General features: G+C 67.4%; 17 protein-coding genes. 4 read left to right on the forward strand and 13 right to left on the reverse strand.

The features are described from left to right. Positions 1–6: 6 nt before the first annotated feature. The 3 genes from HP445_RS17845 to iolC are packed head-to-tail and all read right to left on the reverse strand — an operon-like array spanning position 7 to position 3,537. Positions 7–1,518, reverse strand: a complete 1,512-nt coding sequence (locus HP445_RS17845; RefSeq protein WP_027464521.1) for a CoA-acylating methylmalonate-semialdehyde dehydrogenase — start codon at positions 1,516–1,518, stop codon at positions 7–9. Then, complete coding sequence (locus HP445_RS17850) at positions 1,515–2,504, reverse strand: class I fructose-bisphosphate aldolase (protein ID WP_035807563.1); 990 nt, start codon at positions 2,502–2,504, stop codon at positions 1,515–1,517. Before HP445_RS17850 ends, HP445_RS17845 begins: the two co-directional genes overlap by 4 nt. After that, the gene (gene iolC / locus HP445_RS17855; protein ID WP_128781161.1) at positions 2,497–3,537 is read right to left on the reverse strand and encodes a 5-dehydro-2-deoxygluconokinase; all 1,041 of its coding nucleotides are present in this window, start codon (positions 3,535–3,537) and stop codon (positions 2,497–2,499) included. Before iolC ends, HP445_RS17850 begins: the two co-directional genes overlap by 8 nt. Positions 3,538–3,727: 190 nt before the next feature. On the opposite strand from iolC, the gene HP445_RS17860 reads away from it, so the two are divergent. Both HP445_RS17860 and HP445_RS17865 read left to right on the forward strand, forming a co-directional pair. Then, positions 3,728–4,990, forward strand: a complete 1,263-nt coding sequence (locus tag HP445_RS17860; protein WP_111029583.1) for a DNA recombination protein RmuC — start codon at positions 3,728–3,730, stop codon at positions 4,988–4,990. A 23-nt stretch (positions 4,991–5,013) separates the two neighbouring features. Continuing rightward, positions 5,014–6,114, forward strand: a complete 1,101-nt coding sequence (locus tag HP445_RS17865) for a DUF1266 domain-containing protein (RefSeq protein ID WP_128781160.1) — start codon at positions 5,014–5,016, stop codon at positions 6,112–6,114. 306 nt (positions 6,115–6,420) lie between these two features. Here HP445_RS17865 and HP445_RS17870 read toward each other — a convergent pair whose 3' ends face one another. From HP445_RS17870 to glpX, 10 genes are all read right to left on the reverse strand, one after another. Beyond that, on the reverse strand, positions 6,421–6,987 hold the full coding sequence (locus HP445_RS17870) for a PoNe immunity protein domain-containing protein (RefSeq protein ID WP_338142455.1): 567 nt from the start codon (positions 6,985–6,987) through the stop codon (positions 6,421–6,423). Between the two features lie 194 nt (positions 6,988–7,181). Further along, positions 7,182–7,733, reverse strand: coding sequence for an RNA 2'-phosphotransferase (locus HP445_RS17875; protein ID WP_128781158.1), 552 nt, complete (start codon positions 7,731–7,733; stop codon positions 7,182–7,184). A 3-nt stretch (positions 7,734–7,736) separates the two neighbouring features. Beyond that, the gene (locus HP445_RS17880; protein WP_128781157.1) at positions 7,737–8,192 is read right to left on the reverse strand and encodes an SMI1/KNR4 family protein; all 456 of its coding nucleotides are present in this window, start codon (positions 8,190–8,192) and stop codon (positions 7,737–7,739) included. Positions 8,193–8,536: 344 nt separating this feature from the next. Next, on the reverse strand, positions 8,537–8,818 hold the full coding sequence (locus HP445_RS19325; RefSeq protein ID WP_128781156.1) for a YrhB domain-containing protein: 282 nt from the start codon (positions 8,816–8,818) through the stop codon (positions 8,537–8,539). 161 nt (positions 8,819–8,979) lie between these two features. After that, the gene (locus HP445_RS17890) at positions 8,980–9,711 is read right to left on the reverse strand and encodes a PoNe immunity protein domain-containing protein (protein WP_164941231.1); all 732 of its coding nucleotides are present in this window, start codon (positions 9,709–9,711) and stop codon (positions 8,980–8,982) included. A 104-nt stretch (positions 9,712–9,815) separates the two neighbouring features. Beyond that, a complete protein-coding gene (locus tag HP445_RS17895) occupies positions 9,816–10,454 on the reverse strand; it encodes a hypothetical protein (protein ID WP_128781154.1) in 639 nt (212 codons plus the stop codon). Continuing rightward, positions 10,411–10,986, reverse strand: a complete 576-nt coding sequence (locus tag HP445_RS17900) for a hypothetical protein (protein WP_128781153.1) — start codon at positions 10,984–10,986, stop codon at positions 10,411–10,413. The genes HP445_RS17895 and HP445_RS17900 overlap by 44 nt, the downstream gene beginning before the upstream one ends. 8 nt (positions 10,987–10,994) lie before the next feature. After that, entirely contained in the window at positions 10,995–12,503 is a 1,509-nt protein-coding gene (locus tag HP445_RS19245; protein WP_128781152.1) for a putative T7SS-secreted protein, read from the reverse strand. Positions 12,504–12,565: 62 nt separating this feature from the next. Further along, positions 12,566–13,462 carry a hypothetical protein gene (locus tag HP445_RS17910; protein WP_056072859.1) on the reverse strand — a complete coding sequence of 299 codons (897 nt, stop codon included), beginning with the start codon at positions 13,460–13,462 and terminating at the stop codon, positions 12,566–12,568. Positions 13,463–13,545: 83 nt separating this feature from the next. After that, positions 13,546–14,535, reverse strand: coding sequence for a class II fructose-bisphosphatase (gene glpX, locus HP445_RS17915; protein ID WP_017886722.1), 990 nt, complete (start codon positions 14,533–14,535; stop codon positions 13,546–13,548). A gap of 159 nt (positions 14,536–14,694) precedes the next feature. Between glpX and fbaA the strand changes: the two genes are divergently transcribed. Together fbaA and HP445_RS17925 are read left to right on the forward strand one after the other, a co-directional pair. Continuing rightward, a complete protein-coding gene (gene fbaA / locus HP445_RS17920) occupies positions 14,695–15,723 on the forward strand; it encodes a class II fructose-bisphosphate aldolase (RefSeq protein ID WP_017886723.1) in 1,029 nt (342 codons plus the stop codon). Between the two features lie 105 nt (positions 15,724–15,828). Further along, a complete protein-coding gene (locus HP445_RS17925) occupies positions 15,829–17,088 on the forward strand; it encodes a M18 family aminopeptidase (RefSeq protein WP_128781151.1) in 1,260 nt (419 codons plus the stop codon). Positions 17,089–17,329: the final 241 nt, after the last annotated feature.

Raw genomic sequence — 17,329 nt, forward strand, 5'->3', positions numbered from 1 at the left:
TGCGGGTCAGTTGTTCGACGGGAAGCCGAGGTTGATGCCGCCGTGCGACGGGTCGAGCCAGCGGCTCGTGATCGCCTTCTGGCGGGTGAAGAAGCTCACGCCGTCGGCCCCGTACGCCTTGTGGTCACCGAACAGCGAGTTCTTCCAGCCGCCGAACGAGTAGTAGGCGACGGGCACCGGGATCGGGACGTTGATGCCGATCATGCCGACCTGCACGTCGCGCTGGAACCGTCGGGCGGCGCCACCGTCGTTCGTGAAGATGGCGGTGCCGTTGCCGTACGCGCCGGAGTTGATGAGTTCGAGGCCCTCTTCGTAGGTGGCGACCCGCACGACGCTCAGCACCGGACCGAAGATCTCCTCGGTGTAGACGCGGCTGGTGGTGGGCACCTGGTCGATCAGCGTCGGGCCCAGCCAGAAGCCGTTCTCGTCGCCGTCGGGTCGGACGGTGCGGCCGTCCACCACAACCACCGCACCGTCCTGCTCTGCGACCTCGATGTACGAGGCGACCTTGTCACGGTGCTGCTTCGTGACGAGCGGGCCCATGTCGCACCCGCGACGACCGTCGCCGATGCGCAGGGTCGCCGCGCGGTCCTTGATCTTCTGGATGAGCTCGTCGGCCACCGGCTCGACGGCGACGACGACCGAGATCGCCATGCAGCGTTCACCGGCCGAACCGAAGCCGGCGTTGATCGCGTTGTCGGCGACCAGGTCGAGGTCGGCGTCGGGCAGGACGAGCATGTGGTTCTTCGCGCCGCCGAGGGCCTGCACGCGCTTGCCGTGCTTCGTGCCGGTCTCGTAGACGTACTGCGCGATGGGCGTGGAGCCGACGAACGAGATCGACTCGACGTCGTCGCTGGTGAGCAGGCCGTCGACGGACAGCTTGTCGCCGTTGAGCACGTTGAAGACGCCGTCGGGCAGCCCGGCCTCCTTGAACTTCTCGGCGAGCCAGATGGCGGCCGACGGGTCCTTCTCGCTCGGCTTCAGCACGACGGTGTTGCCCGCGGCGATCGCGATCGGCAGGAACCAGAGCGGCACCATCGCCGGGAAGTTGAAGGGGCTGATGATGCCCACGACGCCGAGCGGCTGGCGGATCGAGTAGACGTCGATCCCGGTCGAGACCTGGTCGGAGAACTCGCCCTTCATCAGGCTCGGGATGTTGGTGGCGAGCTCCACGACCTCTTGCCCACGGGCGATCTCACCCAGGGCGTCGTCGATGACCTTGCCGTGCTCGCTCGTGATGATCTCGGCCAGCTCGGCCTTGTCGCGGTTCAGGATCTCGCGGAACGAGAACAGGATCGCCTGGCGCTTGGCCAGTGACAGGTTGCTCCAGCCGGGGAACGCCGCCTTGGCGCTGCCGATGGCCGCCTGGATCTCGGACTCGTCGGCCAGCGCGACCTGCTTGGTCGCGACGCCGAGCGCCGGGTCGTACACGGGGGCGGTGTTGCCCGACGCGGATTCGACGCGCTTGCCGTCGATCCAGTGCCCGACGGTGGTGGTGGTCGTGTCGGTGAGCGTCATGCGTTGCTTCCTTCCGAGATGGACGAGTCCATGGTGGTGGCGCCCGCGAGCCGAGCGGCTGGGTCGTGGGCATCTGTGGAGAACCCGCCCCGGGCCTCCTGGCTGTGGACGAGACCGGCGGCCACGTCCACGGCGGCGGCGACGTCGCCGTCCGAGGGGTAGAGCAGGGTGCGTCCGACGACCAGGCCGCGGACGCCGGGCAGGGCCAGGGCGTCAGCCCACTTGGCGTACGTCTCCAGCGGGCGCGAAGCCGGGTCACCGCCGAGCAGCAGCGTCGGCAGCGTCGTCGCGGCCATCACGCGCTCCATGTCGTCGACGACGGGGATCTTGAGCCAGCTGTAGGCGCTGGACTCGCCGAGGCCGGCAGCGATCGCCATCGAGGTGATCACGGCGTCGGCCGACAGGTCGTTGACGACCCGGCCGTCCCGCCACTCGGACATGAACGGCTCGAGCATGATCGGCAGCTGGAGCGCCGCGGCCTCGCTGACGGCGCGGGCCGTGGCCTCGAGCGTCGGCGCGGTGCCCGAGTCCTCCAGGGCGATGCGCACCAGCAGCTTGGCGAAGTCGAGCCCGGAGTCCTTGATCGCCTGCGCCGAGTACGCCGTGTACCGGTCGTCCATCTCGAACGTGGCGCCGCGGAGTCCGCCGCGGTTCATCGACCCGACGACGACCTTGCCGTCGAGGGCGCCGAGCAGCGCGAGGTCCTCGAGGATGTCGGGGGTGCCGAGCACGCCGTCGACCCCCGGCCGGCCGAGGGCCGTGACGAGCCGCTCGAGCAGGTCGTAGCGGTCCGCCATCGCGGACTCGTCGTCGCGCACCGCCAGCGCACCGCGTGCGGGGTGGTCGGCGGCGACGATGAAGAGCTTGCCGTCGTCGGCGAGCAGGGAGCGCTTGCGACGGGCGTCGAGCGTGGCACGCACCAGGTCCGGCTGGCCGGCACGGATGTCGCGGAGGCGCTGGAAGTCAGCGGGGCTGAGCTCAGGCATGGGTCTTCTCCTCGGTGTGCGTCTCACCCGTGTGCGTCGCACCCGTGTGCGTCGTGCCCTCGGCCGGGTTGTCGGTCAGGAACTGCTCGATCTCGTCGCTCGTCGGCATCGCCGTCGAGCACTCGAACCGCGTCGCGACGATCGCGCCGGCGGCGTTGCAGAACGCCAGGATCCGCTCGAGACTCCAGCCCTGCAGCAGCCCGTGGGTCAGCGCGCCGCCGAAGCCGTCGCCCGAGCCGAGCCCGTTCACGACGTCGATGTGGTGCGGACGGAACTCGACGAACTCGTCGCGGGTCTTCGCCAGCACGCCCTTCGGCCCCTGCTTGACGATCGCGATCTCGACACCGCGGTCGAGCAGGGCGTCGGCGGCGCGGACCGGGTCGGTCTCACCGACCGCGACCTCGCACTCCTCGCGGTTGCCGACGGCGACGGTGGCGTGCTCGAGGGCGATCGCGACCTCGCGCGTCGCAGCCTCGGGGCTCGACCAGAACATCGACCGGTAGTCCAGGTCCAAGACGGTGTGGGTCTTCGTGCTGTTCTGCGCGGCGGACCGGGCTTCGTAAGCGACGTGATGCGCCTGTCGGCTCGGCTCCTCGCTGAGGCCGGTCACCGTGGTCCAGAAGATCCTCGCGCGCTCGATCTCGTGCAGCGGCAGGGACTTCGCCGTGATCATCAGGTCCGGCGCCTTCGGGGCCCGGTAGAAGTAGAGCGGGAAGTCGTCCGGCGGGAAGATTTCGCAGAAGGCGACGGGGGTGTTCAGCCCCTCCACCGTCTCGACGAAGGCGTTCGCGACCCCGTACTCGGGCAGCGTGCGGGCGATGTACCGGCCGAAGGGGTCGTTGCCCGTCCGGGTGATGACCGCGGCGTCCGCGCCGTGTCGAGCAGCGGCGATGGCGACGTTCGTGGCGCTGCCGCCGACGGACTTCGAGAAGGTCGAGACGTCCTCGAGCGGGCCGGTCTGCTGCGGGTAGATGTCGACGCTGACGCGTCCCATCGTGATCACGTCGTAGGCGTGGGGAGCTTGGTTCGTCATGCGACGCGGTGGACCTTCCGTGCGGCTTCATCGGCGGACGATCACGACTGTACACCCTGTTTGCCCTAATGTCATGACATGGATTCCGTGGTCCGTCGCGTTGGTCCCGTGGCGCCGGTCACGCTGGTTCTGCGGGGCGCGCCGGAGTGCCGGGAGGCGCGGTGTCGGTGGGTTCTGCCAGGGTCGCGACATGCAGATCCTCGCCCTGGTCATCGGTCTCGTGATCGGCATCGCCGTCGGTGCGGTCGTCGCCTGGTCGCTCGCCCGCTCGCGCGCGGGCGTCGACGCCGCGTCGTCCCGTGCGACGGCCGAGGCGCTCCGCGGCCAGCTCGAGGCGGCCCGACGCGACGCCGAGGAACGCCTCGACGCCCAGGACACGCAGTACCGTCGCCAGGTCGACTCGCTCGAGCGGCGCTCCGCCGAGCTCGAGCACCTGGTGCAGCGCATGCACGGCGTCGACGCGGCACGGAACCAGAACGAGTCCAAGGTGCTCTCCGCGCTCAGCCCCGTGGCGCAGACGCTCGACGTGATGCGCACGAAGATCGCCGAGCTCGAGCAGTCGCGGAGCGAGCAGTACGGCGCACTGTCGGCGCAGCTCCGGTCGGCCGCCGAGTCGGAAGAGCGCCTGCGCGCCACGGCCGACACCCTGGCCAGCGCCCTCTCGTCGAACAGCACGCGCGGCGTCTGGGGCGAGACGCAGCTGCGCAACGTGGTCGAGGCCGCCGGGCTGCTCGAACGCGTCGACTTCGACGTGCAGTCCTCCGTCACCACCGCCGTCGGCTCCGCCCGGCCGGACATGGTCGTGCACCTGCCCGGCGGCAAGACCATCGCCGTCGACGCCAAGGTGCCGTTCAGCGCCTACCTGCAGGCCGCCGAGATCCCGGCGACCGCCACCGGTGCCGAGGCAGCTCGACGCGACCAGCTCATCGCCCAGCACGTGAAGGCGCTCCGAGCGCACGTCGACGCCCTTGCCGCACGGGAGTACTGGACCGGCTACGACGCCTCCCCCGAGCTCACCGTCGCCTTCATCCCGTCCGAGTCGCTCATCTCGAGCGCCCTCGCCGCCGACCCCGGCCTGCTCGACCACGCCTTCCGCAAGCGCATCGCACTCGCTTCACCCGTGACCCTGTGGTCCGTGCTCAAGACCGTGGCGTTCTCGTGGCAGCAGGACGTCGTCTCGCAAGAGGCGCACGAGCTCTTCAAGGTGTCCCGCGAGCTCTACGGCCGGCTGTCCACGATGGCCGGGCACGTCGACAAGCTCGGCCGCTCGATCCGGGGCTCGGTCGTCGACTACAACCGCTTCGTCGGGTCCCTCGAACGCCAGGTGCTGCCGAGCGCCCGTCGGCTGTCGCTGCTCGACGAGTCGAAGGTCATCGCGGACCCGTCCTCGATCGAGGACGAGCCGCGGCTGCTCACGGCGCCGGAGCTCGTCGGCGCCGTCGACGAGGACTGAGCCGCTCGCTACGATCGATCGTCATGGGGGAAGCACTGCAGAACCATCCCGGCGACCGCGAGTTCCCGGTCCGTCCACGCTGGCGACACCGGGCGATGGTCGCCAAGGCGCGGAAGCAGACCGGGCGACGACGGGACCGCGCCGCAGCGTGGATCACCATGGCGATCGCGATCGTGGCGTTCTTCGTCGCCCTCGTCGCCGCCACAGCCGGTCCGTACGACGTCCGGGCGCACTTCGGGTACGGCATCCACGCGGTGTGGCGCTGCTTCCTGATCGCCGTCGTCGTGTGGTTCGTGCTGACCTTCATCACCTCGCTCCGTGACATCGGGCTGCCGGTGCGGGAACAGCGGCGGTACCGGGAGCGCACCGGCGCCCGCGAGCTGCCCGTCCGCCGACTGCAGCAGCTGGCCCTCGCCTCGTTCGGCGACTTCCACGACGGATGGTGGCCGGCGTCGCTCGCCCCGTACGGTTCGCGGGTGGAGCTCGGCGGCGAGTACCTGCAGGACACCACGCCGTCGCCCTTCGTGACCATCCCCCTGCCCCCGCTGACGTTCCTGCGCCGCGAACTCGACGAGACCTACAAGATCGCCAGCGGGCGGGACGCACAGGCCTTCGCCGTCGACCTGCTCGGTCCGAAGAGCGTGTCGTGGCAGTTCCTCGCGTTGAGCCGATCCGCCGAGGGTGAGACCCGCCTCACCCGGCTGTCCTCACTGCTCGGCACCGACCCATGGGCAGGGTCGAGCCTGCTCGAACGCCGAGCGGACCGCCCGCCGAAGCTGCTCTGGTCGATGGACGTCAAGAACGCGGTCACCGCCGTCCGAGGTGCGTACGCCGCCGGGCTCCTGAGCGAGGACGACGCGTGGTCGTCGATCCACCTGGTCTCCGATGTCGCCTTCACCCTGTTCGACTCGTGGGACGACTACTTCGACAACCTGCGGGCCGCGTACGCCCTGGTCTACGACGAGCTCAAGACGGTGCAGGAGTTCGATGCCGGGCGGCGTGAGCTCTTCGCCTCGAACTGGCCGGTCACACGGCTGCCGTGGCCGGGGTCGCCGGGGGTGCTGCTGCCCCGGACCGTCAGCGACCCGCTATGGGCGGACGAGGACGACGCGTCGGTCTCCTGACCGCGACCGGACCTTCCTCGGGGCGACGGCTCATGCGTCGGAGTACCCGGGGAGCGCGCGGACGGCCTCGGCGTTGCGGTCCCACTCCGCTGCGATCCGCCTGCGGAGCACTTCGACGTCGATCACCTTGAACCACCTGCGTACGTGTAGCGACCAGGAGCCTTCGCAGCGACCGGGCGCTGCTCGATCGCCAGCTGAGCGCCTTCACCGAGAGTTTCGCTGGGAGGAGCGCACGCGATTGCCCCCGTCGACACTCGTTCGCCTCGTTGCCCCACCTGGGCTGCCCGACCAGAGATCTCTCGAACATCACAAGAGATCCGCTGGGAGGAAGGGCGACACAACGTCATCGAGGTGCGCATCGATGGCACTGGCCACCGCAGGCAGTTCCATCGCCCAGTACCCGATGAAGCCTTGACCGTACGAGTCACCGGGTCTGACCCGTTCCAGGGACCCCATCCAGCTCATCGACTTCATACGCGTTGGCCAGTCCGTCAGATAGGTCTGGATCGTGCGGTCCGCTTCTTCGGGCCGTTGAAGAACCGCCAGCAGAGGCCGCGCAACCCTGGGCGTCGAAGCCGCAGGGGATCCGCTGGGAAGGGCCAGCCGGTGTGCAGAAGCAAGAGCCGAGAACAACGGATCCGCGCCCTGCCTGATCACGGACTCGAGTATCGTCCGCGCGCTGTCGTCCCGACCACAGCCCGTCGCGATCCCGAGAAGTTGCAAGATGCTGATGTAGTACTCGTTCCCGTCGCTGAGGCGGGGCGAAGGACCGGCATGGGAGAGCGCGGAAGTGACCCAAACACGGTACGAGGCCGCGACGGACTCGGCTGCATCGCCGATCTCATCGACGCTGACACCTGCGGAGTACTGCACGACCAGATGCTTGAGGCCCATGTGCCATTCGCCGCGCAACGCCCTCAGTCGCTTCTCCGCATCCGTTGCTCGGTGCGCCGCTGCCCTGCGCCCCTCCCAGTTGGTTGAGGTGACTTGGATGGCACTCCGCCAGTAGCGACCGTTGAACTCACTCGCCCGTTGGCGCAGCCCAGCATTCCGTCGGAACAGCGGCATCAGGATCGGGAGGTTTCCGCCGAGATGTACTGCGCGGGAACGAACAAGGCCAGGGTCACCCGGTCGTGCCCCTCCGAGAACTCCACGCCCTCCAGGTGGGCGCGAGCTGCATCGATTCGCAACAGGACGGGAGCGGTGGACTTGCGCCGCCCAGCCTGCAGAGCCAGCTCGCGATCGGTCGTCAGATGCGCGTACTGGCGCCCCATCGGCAAGAGCCCGTCGCGCATGATCGCCTCAGCCGCAGCGGGGGAAGTTGCATGCCAGAGTGCCGGTTGCGGAACGATCGACGGCTTCACGATGCGCTCGTCCGTCGAGTGCCCGTACTGGGCACGGATCCGGTCGCCTTCGACGGCGAAGCGCTGCTTGTCGGATTCGACCACCACACGGTGAACATCGTCCTCGGACGCTGCCACGCCCGCCCGCTTCAAGGCGTCCACGAGGTCTGCGAGCGGGACGCTCCCGTCGGCGTCGAGTTCCAGCCCGTACGCACCCGGTTCGTGCCGCAACGCGTGCGACATCGCCTTGCTGATCGACGTGTCCCTACGAGGCATGTCTCAATCCTCTTCCTGATCCGCGAGCCACGCTGCTCGATGCTCCTCCATCTCCTCCCACCAGACGTCGAAGGACGTCCACTGCCCCCGGTACTCCGTCCCGGGCGAAGCGAACGTGTGGATGATCAGCACGGGAGGGTCGCCCGAATGGTCGCCACCGTCAAAGCAGAACACATCGTCAGTGTCCTGGTGCTTTGCGAAGGGTACGAGGGAACGGGCCGGATACTGCTCCCCAACGATGTCAACCCAGTTCGTTGTCTGGTTCTCGTACTCAGACGTCCACATGAAGGGATCGATGTCGGGAAGCGGGTCTTGTGCAAGGGCGCGTTGGAAGCGCTCGGGGTACTGAAATCCCTCGGGCGCAATCAAGCGCGCCTCGACTTGCCGTTCCTCGACGGTTGTTAGTCGATGTTCCCCCACTGTGGTCCTCCGGTGAGCTTCGGGGGTCGTGAGACCCATCTGGATTCGCTTTCAACCAATTCGCGCCTTGCGACTTCATCCGAACCTCAGCGCCCCCAGCGTTCTGGGCTCGGCGTGGCCACGCTTCGTGAAGCGTTCAACCTCTTTTGCCGTCAACGGTTGATGAGGTTCGTGTGCTCGGCCCCTGCACCGGAGAATCAGTGTGAGACTTGGCAGATCGTCGGATCAATTCAGATTGGCGCTTGATCAGTTCCTGCCTTGCCCTGCTACCCGACCAACGGTCAACGGAACCCCGAGCAATCGCAAAGAGTTCCAGCTAAGAACTCTGCGTGTGCGACCCTCGACCGTCACCTCGTTCTTCTCCGCTCGAGCCGGAACTGGCTTCACCGAGACCGACTGATGACCCGCTGACCCCGTTCCTCTATTTGTGATTCAACCGATGCATACGTTTGAAGAGTGAAACAGGCACTGCCGTCTTTTGGTACAACAAAGGGGCCATTTCCAGCTAGGCTAAACAAGGGGTTTTGTGCCTCGTAATATTCTCGGCTGTTGTACAGAACGATCCACCAATCGTTGGTCTCGATCCATCCCCTATCCCAAATAAGGCCTTCATCAGCGCGCACTTCCTTCGCAAATTCATCCTGAGCATCTTTGAGAGTTCGCATGCAACATCACCGTGTCTCGAGTAGGAAGAGTTGATCGAAGTCGCCCCTGTCCCGCGGACGGATCGGATGCGCGCAGCGTCTGCCTTCAAGATGGCCGCCCGGTATATCTTTGAATCAGCCGCGGCCCCTCCCCGAGGTCCTCGCTCGAGAAGGTAGGCAACTCATCTGTCCCGCTGGACGTCGACGAAGCCGACTGGATAGTACGGCGACGACCGCAACACGGAGTCGTCGAGCCCGCGCGCCACGACGAGCCCCGCCGCCTCCCAAGCCCAGTACCCGAAGTACGTTTCAAAGTTATCCCCCTGCACTGCCTTCAGGGCTGGGGCCCACCAGATGAACGAGATGCTCTTCGGCCAGGCTTGCACGTACCTGTTCAGCGCAGAAATGGCGCGATCCGGCGTCCCGGTCGCGGCCGTATCGAGGTTCTGGAACGGCCGCTTGTGCCATACGGTGTCCCGCACCGGTTCCACCCCCAACAGCGTCCCGAGCACTGGGTCAGCGCCTCCAGCAGTAGCAACGATCTCGATCAACCGATCCGTCAACGCCGAATTGACGCCGATGCACCGCGCCACCGACGCCAACCACAGTGCGTAGTAGTACGGCGGCTTGTCGTTGAACGTCAGCGCTTCTAGCGGAAAGCCACCGTCGGGCACGGCAGCGTAGCGGTTCCAGTTCTCCCAGATAGTGACGACCGACTCGAGATCATCCGCGAGGAGTGACGTCGGAAAGCCCGCCGAGTACCGCGCACCCAACAGAAAGAGCGCGTTGTCGAAGTTCGCGGTCGTTCGGATAATCCCAGCTCGCACGTCGTCGGCCCGGAACACATGACTGAACGGGCGAAACCCCTCGATGCCGCGCGTCAAGACTTCTATCGCATCGGTCCAGTAGGCCACACTCACTCGGCTGTCGCGTGGAGTCATGATGTTCCGGTTTTGCGGAACCGCTTCACCTCGTCCACGGTCGACGCCTCGTTGTGCTCGTGCGCGAGTGGACCAGCTCATTCTGATGCGCGGAAGCCCCTAAAGGCGCCTCCATCTTTTCCCTCTCGAATCAATTGGGCATTGAGACCCCAATACACAGACACGTCTTGTATTTCCGTGTTAGTCGGCACGTCCTCCCCCCCGAAGAACATCGGCTTCCGCACTGCGACGACCTCGTCGAAGCGCAACGAATCCCTGCCGTGATAAATGAGCGCTTGCTCGAAACGCTGTGATTGAAGGACAGCGGTCACCTCGGGCACTTGAAGGAGAAGAAGGAATTCATCGATGTCGGCAACCTCCTCAATCAGTCCGGTCGCCGGGTCGGCGCCATAAATGGCGTGGGCCTGACCTTCCACGCCCCCCGCTCCTTCATCGACTACAAATTGTCGGCCCGCCCAGTCGAAAGCGACCACATCCACTGATGAGCTCACTTCGCCCGCAAATGCAAGCGCGACAGACTCGGCAGCTTCAGGCCCCGACACTGAATCATGAATGCGAAGGAGGCCGCGATTGAAAGAAGCACCACACCAATTTGCGTCAGCCAGTACAGGGGGAAAGTTTCTGGGCACATATCGAGCGCCGACGCCACCCACGCTCTCGTCGAGCTGAAGTTCAGTCAATTGAATACCCCGGGAGTTCACGAATAGCAGAAGCATTACGCTCCCACTCATCCTCTATGCGTGGGATCGGCCAAGCGTCCGATCCCCCGAAAAGCCACATGGTGGACAAGATGGTCAGGTCAACCGAGTACAGGTCCAAATGCCCGGAAACCGGCATGAATTCATCCATCTCCCGTTCCTCGGGCGACCTGTCGATGTGATGGCGAAGAGCCTTCCCCTCGAGCAGGGGTGATTTGACCGTCCATCCGAAGGTCCGCTGCGCGACCGACGGCGCGACCGAATCTCGATAGGACGCGTAAAACGCCGTCGCGTACGCGGCTCGCTGCCGGGTTCTCTGGATGTGCGGAAGCGTTGAATCAGGTACTTGCAACGATCGCGCGAGTAGCATATTACGGCTCTTATCACCATATATCGCCAGCAGCGCCGAACCACGAAGCAGCGCAGCGCCTCCGGGGTCGGTACCGAACGACCTGATCTTCTTAACTTTGTCCAGCTCCGCTCGCACGGGCTTTGTAATGTTCAGGGAGGAAGGTTCTACTGCCTCACGCAGCGTCTTGACATCGATCAAAGAGAGTTCTACTTCCGCATAGATATAGTTACGCGATGAACGAGATCACCTGGATCCAACTGTAGCCGCTCGACCTCATGCCGGACCTGAGAGCCGATCGATCTGTTGACACTCCGATCAAGCCATTGGAAGTTCGACACAATGTTCTGTCCGCCGAGCTGAAGGTCTTGAACGTGGTCAGCATCCATGCCCTTCGGGTCAAGACCAGTGTGCTTCTTCAATGCGTCTCGCACGCGGAATTTCCGGTCGGCCTCCGAAACCTCCGTGTAACGGAGTTCACCCTTGCGAGCGAGGTCATCGAGTTGCGCAACCTTCTGATCAGCGGCCGCCCGGCGGCCAGCGCCCCACGTCTTCTTGTACTTCAATGTCATCTCGACACCTTGCACCGCCGACCGCCTGCCGTCGACGACGACCTTCGTGATCCCGGCGACGACCTCTGATCCGTTCCTGAGGTTGGCCGCACCGTTCGCGGCAGTTCCCACAAGACGCTCGGCTGACGCTGCCTTACTCACGGATCGAGCGATGCCCGCTGCCCGTCCCAGGACACCAGCACCGGGGACGCAGTCGAGCAGGGAGAACGCGAGGTCCCACCCGTCGGCTTCGCCCTTGCTCATCTTGTACAACGTGTCCGCCAACACCACGAGCGCGATCGCCGCGATGATCAACGTCCACGGCCCCGGGATGATCATCGCGATGATCCCACCCACCGCGACGACGACCTTCGCCACCGACACGATGGTCTCCCACGCCTCGGACCCGAAGATCTTGTCCCACGTGGACTGCTTCCCGAGGCCCGCGTCTGCAGCTTCACCGATCTTCGTCGCGGTCCGCTGCTCCGCGTCCTGCCAATCACCCTTCGCATCCGCCACGAGCCGCTTGGCTGCATCGATCCGCGACTGCGCCGCCGAGATGTCCCCCTGCGCCGACGACACGGACCCCTGCGCGACGGACGCGTTGTCGGACGCTGCCCGCAACTGCGCCGGCGAGGGAACATCCACCCCGTCCGGCACGTCGGAACCCGCCGGGTACTCGTCCGCGACCTTCGACAGGTCCTTCGACGCCGACTCGTAGTGCGACAACGTCGACTGCGCATCCGCCAACCGGTCCTGCGCTGCGGCGAGGTCCCCGGTGGCGTCCTTCGCGTCCGCCAACGCACCATCAGCCCGGTACTGGGTGTCATCGACCGTGTCAGCCCACCCCGACAACGCCGTCGCGGCGAGTTCGTACGAATCGACGAGCTTGGTCAGGTCCGACGGGGTGTCCTCGATCGCGTCGACGAACACATCCGCGGCCTCACCCTCCCAGTCGGTCAGCCACCCGGAGCCCTTCACCGACTTCAGCCGCGTCGAGGCGTCAGCGGCCGCGTCGGAGATGCGCTGGTACTCCCGCGCCATCATCCGCAACGTCGACGGATCCCCCTTGACCGGGTCATCACCCTGATCGACAACGTCCCACCCCGACGGTCGCCCCATCATTCCTCCCCAGGTCCGATCTCTCGCGCCGTTGTCCACAAGCACGCGAGTGTGACCATATCAGGGGGCAGCGACCGGGACGAGTGCCACCGACCGGGGTCGACCCGTCAGAGGGCCGCGCGGACCGACTCGAGATCCGGGAACCCGCGGAGCCGGTAGCGCGTCGGGCGGACCTGGAGTTCCTCGATCCATCCGGACGCCAGCTCACGCAGCCGACCGAACGGCACGGGCTGCGTCTGTCCGTCGAGGGTCACGAGCACGATCGTGTCGACCGCGGCGACGACGGTCTCGACGTCCTCGGTCCACGACGAGTACGAGAAGGCCGGGTCGTCCTCGGCGAGCCGGGCGACCGAGACCGCACCGACGTGGACGTCCTCGCCCCGCCGGTCGAACGACTCCTGCAGGGCGTCCTGCTGCAGGTTGGCGGCGGTCGCGGTCCAGAGCGCGCGGATCGTCCGGAGCTCGCCGTCGAGCGACGGGTGCTCGAACCGGACCCACCCGTCACCGCGCAGCACCATGGGCGGTCCGCTCAGGACCTCGCCCTCGTCGTCGGCCAGGATCTGCTGGGCGACACCGGCCGCGACCTGGAGCCCGTCCTCGTCCTGGTCGCCGGTGACGATGAACGTCGTCGGCGCAACCGGGAAGACCACTGCGCTGCCGCGGAACTCGATGCCCTGGAACGCCTGCGGTGCGAGCACGAGCACCACGGCGAGGTCGGGGTCCTGGATGACGATCGTGCCGGGCTGGATCACCGCGACGTCGCCTCCGGCCTGCTCCTGTGCGGCGGCGACGGCTGCGCGCAGGACGTCGTCGTCCGCCCAGCCCATCTCGGCAAGGGCCGGCGCGGTGAGGATCGCGCCGTCCTCGTCCGCCAGGATCACGCCGAGGTCGGGTGCCACCGGCACGACGTGCGGCAGCCGGTCGGCCGTGCCGTCCGCCTCCGCGTGCAGGGTGCGGATGCCCGCGGTGTCCAGTCCGACGATCCGTGCCGTTGTCGCAGTCATGCGTCGAGCCTACGCAAGGCCTTGCACAACGGGGCGCCGCCGGAAGACCGGCGACGCCCCGAAGCGGCGGACGATCGTCCGGCCTAGAACCACTTCTCCGCACGGTGGTCCGCCTGGATGCGGCGGATCGTGTTCGAGCGCGAGCGGAGCACGAGCGAGTCGGTGTGGATGACGCCGCGCGAACGACGGACACCGTCGACCAGGACGCCGTCGGTGACGCCGGTGGCGACGAAGAACGTGTTGTCGCCGGTGACCAGGTCGTCCTGGTCGAGGACCTTGTCCAGGTCGTGGCCGGCGGCGATGGCGCGCTCGCGCTCCTCGTCGTCCTTCGGCTGGAGCTTGCCGAGGATCACGCCGCCGAGCGCCTTGATCGCGCACGCCGTGATGATGCCCTCGGGGGTGCCGCCGACACCGACGCACATGTCGATGGTCGAGCCGGGCAGCGCGGCGGCGATGCCACCGGCGACGTCACCGTCGAGCAGCAGTCGCGTGCCGGCACCGGTCGCGCGGATGGCGCGGATCAGCTCGTCGTGGCGCGGGCGGTCGAGCACGGCGACGACCATGTCCTCGAGGTCCTTGCCCTTGGCCTTCGCCAGCGCGCGGATGTTGTCACCGATCGGCTTCTCGAGGTCCAGGACACCGCGGCCCTCGGGGCCGGCGGCGATCTTGTCCATGTAGAAGACGGCGGAGGGGTCGTACATCGAGCCGCGGTCCGAGACGGCCATGACGGAGATGGCGTTCTGGCGGCCTGCGGCGGTGAGCGAGGTGCCGTCGATCGGGTCGACCGCGATGTCGCAGGCCGGGCCGTGACCGTTGCCGACGTGCTCGCCGTTGTAGAGCATCGGGGCGTTGTCCTTCTCGCCCTCGCCGATGACGACGACACCGTCGAAGTTCACGGTGCCGAGGAACTTGCGCATCGCGTCGACCGCGGCGCCGTCGGCGAGGTTCTTCTCGCCACGCCCGACCCACGGCTGCGCACGGATCGCGGCGGCCTCCGTCGCACGCACGAGCTCGAGCGCGAGGTTGCGGTCGGGCTGGAGGAACAGGGAGCCGGTCTCAGTCGTGGGAGTCACGACCCGAGCCTACCGACCGGCGGCCGGCCGACGGTCCGGACACCGGGCCCGTGCACGCATGTGCACGCCGGACGTGAGCCGACCGCGTAACCCGGACCGCGCCTCCAGAGCTTCTGACTACGATCGGCGGGGACATCACCGAAGTCGAAGGAGATCCACGTGCCCATCGCAACGCCGGAACAGTACGCCGAGATGATCGAACGCGCGAAGGCGGGCAAGTTCGCGTACCCCGCGGTCAACGTCTCCTCCTCGCAGACCATCAACGCGGTCCTCCAGGGCCTGCAGGAAGCCGGTTCCGACGGCATCCTCCAGGTCACGACGGGCGGTGCCGACTACTTCGCCGGCCACACCATCAAGAACCGCGCAGCTGGTGCCCTCGCGATGGCGAAGTTCGCCCACGAGGTCGCCAAGAACTACGACATCACGGTCGCGCTGCACACCGACCACTGCCCGAAGGACGCCCTCGACGGCTTCGTCCTGCCGCTCATCGCGGCGAGCGAGGAAGAGGTCCGGCAGGGTCGCAACCCGATCTTCCAGTCGCACATGTGGGACGGTTCGGCCGTGCCGCTCGACGAGAACATCGAGATCGCGAAGACCATGATCGAGAAGACGCGGAACATCAACGCGATCCTCGAGGTCGAGATCGGCGTCGTCGGCGGCGAAGAGGACGGCGTCCAGCACGAGGGCACGAACGACGCGCTCTACACGACCCCGAACGACGTCGAAAAGGTCGTCGACGCGCTCGGCCTGGGCGACAAGGGTCGCTGGATCGCGGCGCTCACCTTCGGCAACGTGCACGGCGTCTACAAGCCGGGCAACGTCAAGCTCCGTCCCGAGCTCCTCGGCGAGATCCAGGCGTCCGTCGCGGCGAAGCACGGCACCGGCGAGAACCCCCTCGACCTCGTCTTCCACGGCGGCTCCGGCTCGACCGACGACGAGATCCACGAGGCAGTCCGCAACGGCGTCATCAAGATGAACATCGACACGGACACCCAGTACGCGTTCACCCGCTCGATCGCGGACTCGATGTTCCGCAACTACGAGGGTGTCCTGAAGATCGACGGCGAGGTCGGCAACAAGAAGCAGTACGACCCCCGCGCCTGGGGCAAGGTCGCCGAGACCGCCATGGCGGCTCGCGTCGTCGAGGCCGCGAAGGTCCTCGGCTCGGCAGGCCACGCCAAGGGCTGAGCAGGTCCGTCCGGTCGGGTCCACCGGCCTGGAGGAACGGGGTGCGTCCGACGGACGCGCCCCGTTCTGCGTCGGGTCGCCCCCACCCCGTGCCACGATGGGCGGGTGACCGTCGACGCCATCGCCTCCGAGTTCGCCCAGTTCGTCACCGAGTCGCCCACCGCGTTCCACGCGGCGGCGGCGACCCGTGACCGTCTCGTCGCAGCCGGGTTCACCGAGCTGTCCGAGCTCGACGCCTGGCCGACCGAACCCGGTGCGTACGTGGTGGTCCGCGACGGTGCCGTGATCGCGTGGCGTCTGCCCGACGGTGCCGTCCCGACGACGCCGTTCCGGATCCTCGGCGCCCACACCGACTCCCCCGGCTTCCGCGTGAAGCCGAACCCCGGCGTGCGCACCGGGGGCTGGGAGCAGCTCAACGTCGAGGTCTACGGCGGGGCGCTCCTGTCGACCTGGTTCGACCGTGACCTGCGGATCGCCGGCCGGGTCGTCGACGCCGACGGCAGCGTGCGGCTCGTCAGCACCGACGCCGTCGCCCGCATCCCGAACCTCGCGATCCACCTCGACCGCGGGGTCAACGACGGCAAGGAGATCGACCGCCAGCGCCACACGCTGCCGATCGTCGGGGTCGACGGCGACGCCGGTGGGACCTCCGTCGTGGAGTGGCTGCTCGCCCGGCTCGGCGAGGGTGCCGTGTCGTGGGACCTGTTCCTCGCGGACACCCAGGCGCCAGCCCGGATCGGCATCGAGCGAGAGTTCCTGGCGTCCGGCCGGATGGACAACCTGACGAGCGTGCACGCCGGACTCCGGGGCATCGTGGACGCTCCGACCGATGGTGACCACATCCCGGTGTTCGCGGCGTTCGACCACGAGGAGATCGGGTCGTCGACGCCGTCCGGTGCCGGTGGTCCGTTCCTCGAGGACGTCCTCGGCCGTGTGCAGGAGGGCCTCGGCGCCACCCGCTCCGAAGCCGCCCGGGCGTTCCGTGCATCGTGGCTGCTGTCGAGCGACGCCGGGCACCTGGTGCACCCGAACCAGCCGGAGAAGCACGACCCGACGAACCGCCCGCGCCCCGGGGCAGGACCGCTGCTGAAGATCAGCGCGAACCAGCGCTACATGACCGAGGCGAAGGGCGAGTCCGTCTGGGCCGCCGCCTGCGAGACCGCCGGTGTGCCGTGGCAGCCGTTCGTCAACGTGAACACGATCCCCGGCGGCTCGACCATCGGCCCGATCGCGGCGACCCGGCTCGGGATCCCGACGATCGACATCGGCGTCGGGCTGCTGTCGATGCACTCGATCCGGGAGCTCGTGCACGTCGACGACCTGGCTGCCCTGCACGGAGCGGTCGCGGCGTTCATGGCCGGCTGACCTCCGGCTGCTGGCTGGGGTGGTCGCGACTCCCCGCGCGCGCAGGGCCGAGGGGTCACGAAGTGTCGGCTGAGCCGGTGCCAGACGACACTTCGTGACCACTCGACGGCGGGGCCGCGGCGTGTTGCGACCACTCGGCGGTGGCTGCTGCGCTCGCCCGCGAGGCTGACGACGCCCGCCGGACGCACACCGGCACCGCGGCTGGCCGAGGGAGGGGCTGCCGAGAGGTCGCGACTCCCCG

This window comes from Curtobacterium flaccumfaciens (assembly GCF_013359815.1).
Classification (GTDB): domain Bacteria; phylum Actinomycetota; class Actinomycetes; order Actinomycetales; family Microbacteriaceae; genus Curtobacterium; species Curtobacterium flaccumfaciens.

What these genes read in the sequence shown, in the direction of transcription:
- HP445_RS19325 (WP_128781156.1), bottom strand. Translation starts at nt 8,818, where the DNA reads ATGCGAACTCTCAAAGATGCTCAGGATGAATTTGCGAAGGAAGTGCGC.
- HP445_RS17875 (WP_128781158.1), bottom strand. Translation starts at nt 7,733, where the DNA reads ATGCCTCGTAGGGACACGTCGATCAGCAAGGCGATGTCGCACGCGTTG.
- iolC (WP_128781161.1), bottom strand. Translation starts at nt 3,537, where the DNA reads ATGACGAACCAAGCTCCCCACGCCTACGACGTGATCACGATGGGACGC.
- HP445_RS17895 (WP_128781154.1), bottom strand. Translation starts at nt 10,454, where the DNA reads ATGCTTCTGCTATTCGTGAACTCCCGGGGTATTCAATTGACTGAACTT.
- HP445_RS17845 (WP_027464521.1), bottom strand. Translation starts at nt 1,518, where the DNA reads ATGACGCTCACCGACACGACCACCACCACCGTCGGGCACTGGATCGAC.
- HP445_RS17850 (WP_035807563.1), bottom strand. Translation starts at nt 2,504, where the DNA reads ATGCCTGAGCTCAGCCCCGCTGACTTCCAGCGCCTCCGCGACATCCGT.
- HP445_RS17880 (WP_128781157.1), bottom strand. Translation starts at nt 8,192, where the DNA reads ATGGGTCTCACGACCCCCGAAGCTCACCGGAGGACCACAGTGGGGGAA.
- HP445_RS17865 (WP_128781160.1), top strand. Translation starts at nt 5,014, where the DNA reads ATGGGGGAAGCACTGCAGAACCATCCCGGCGACCGCGAGTTCCCGGTC.
- HP445_RS17860 (WP_111029583.1), top strand. Translation starts at nt 3,728, where the DNA reads ATGCAGATCCTCGCCCTGGTCATCGGTCTCGTGATCGGCATCGCCGTC.
- HP445_RS17910 (WP_056072859.1), bottom strand. Translation starts at nt 13,462, where the DNA reads ATGACTGCGACAACGGCACGGATCGTCGGACTGGACACCGCGGGCATC.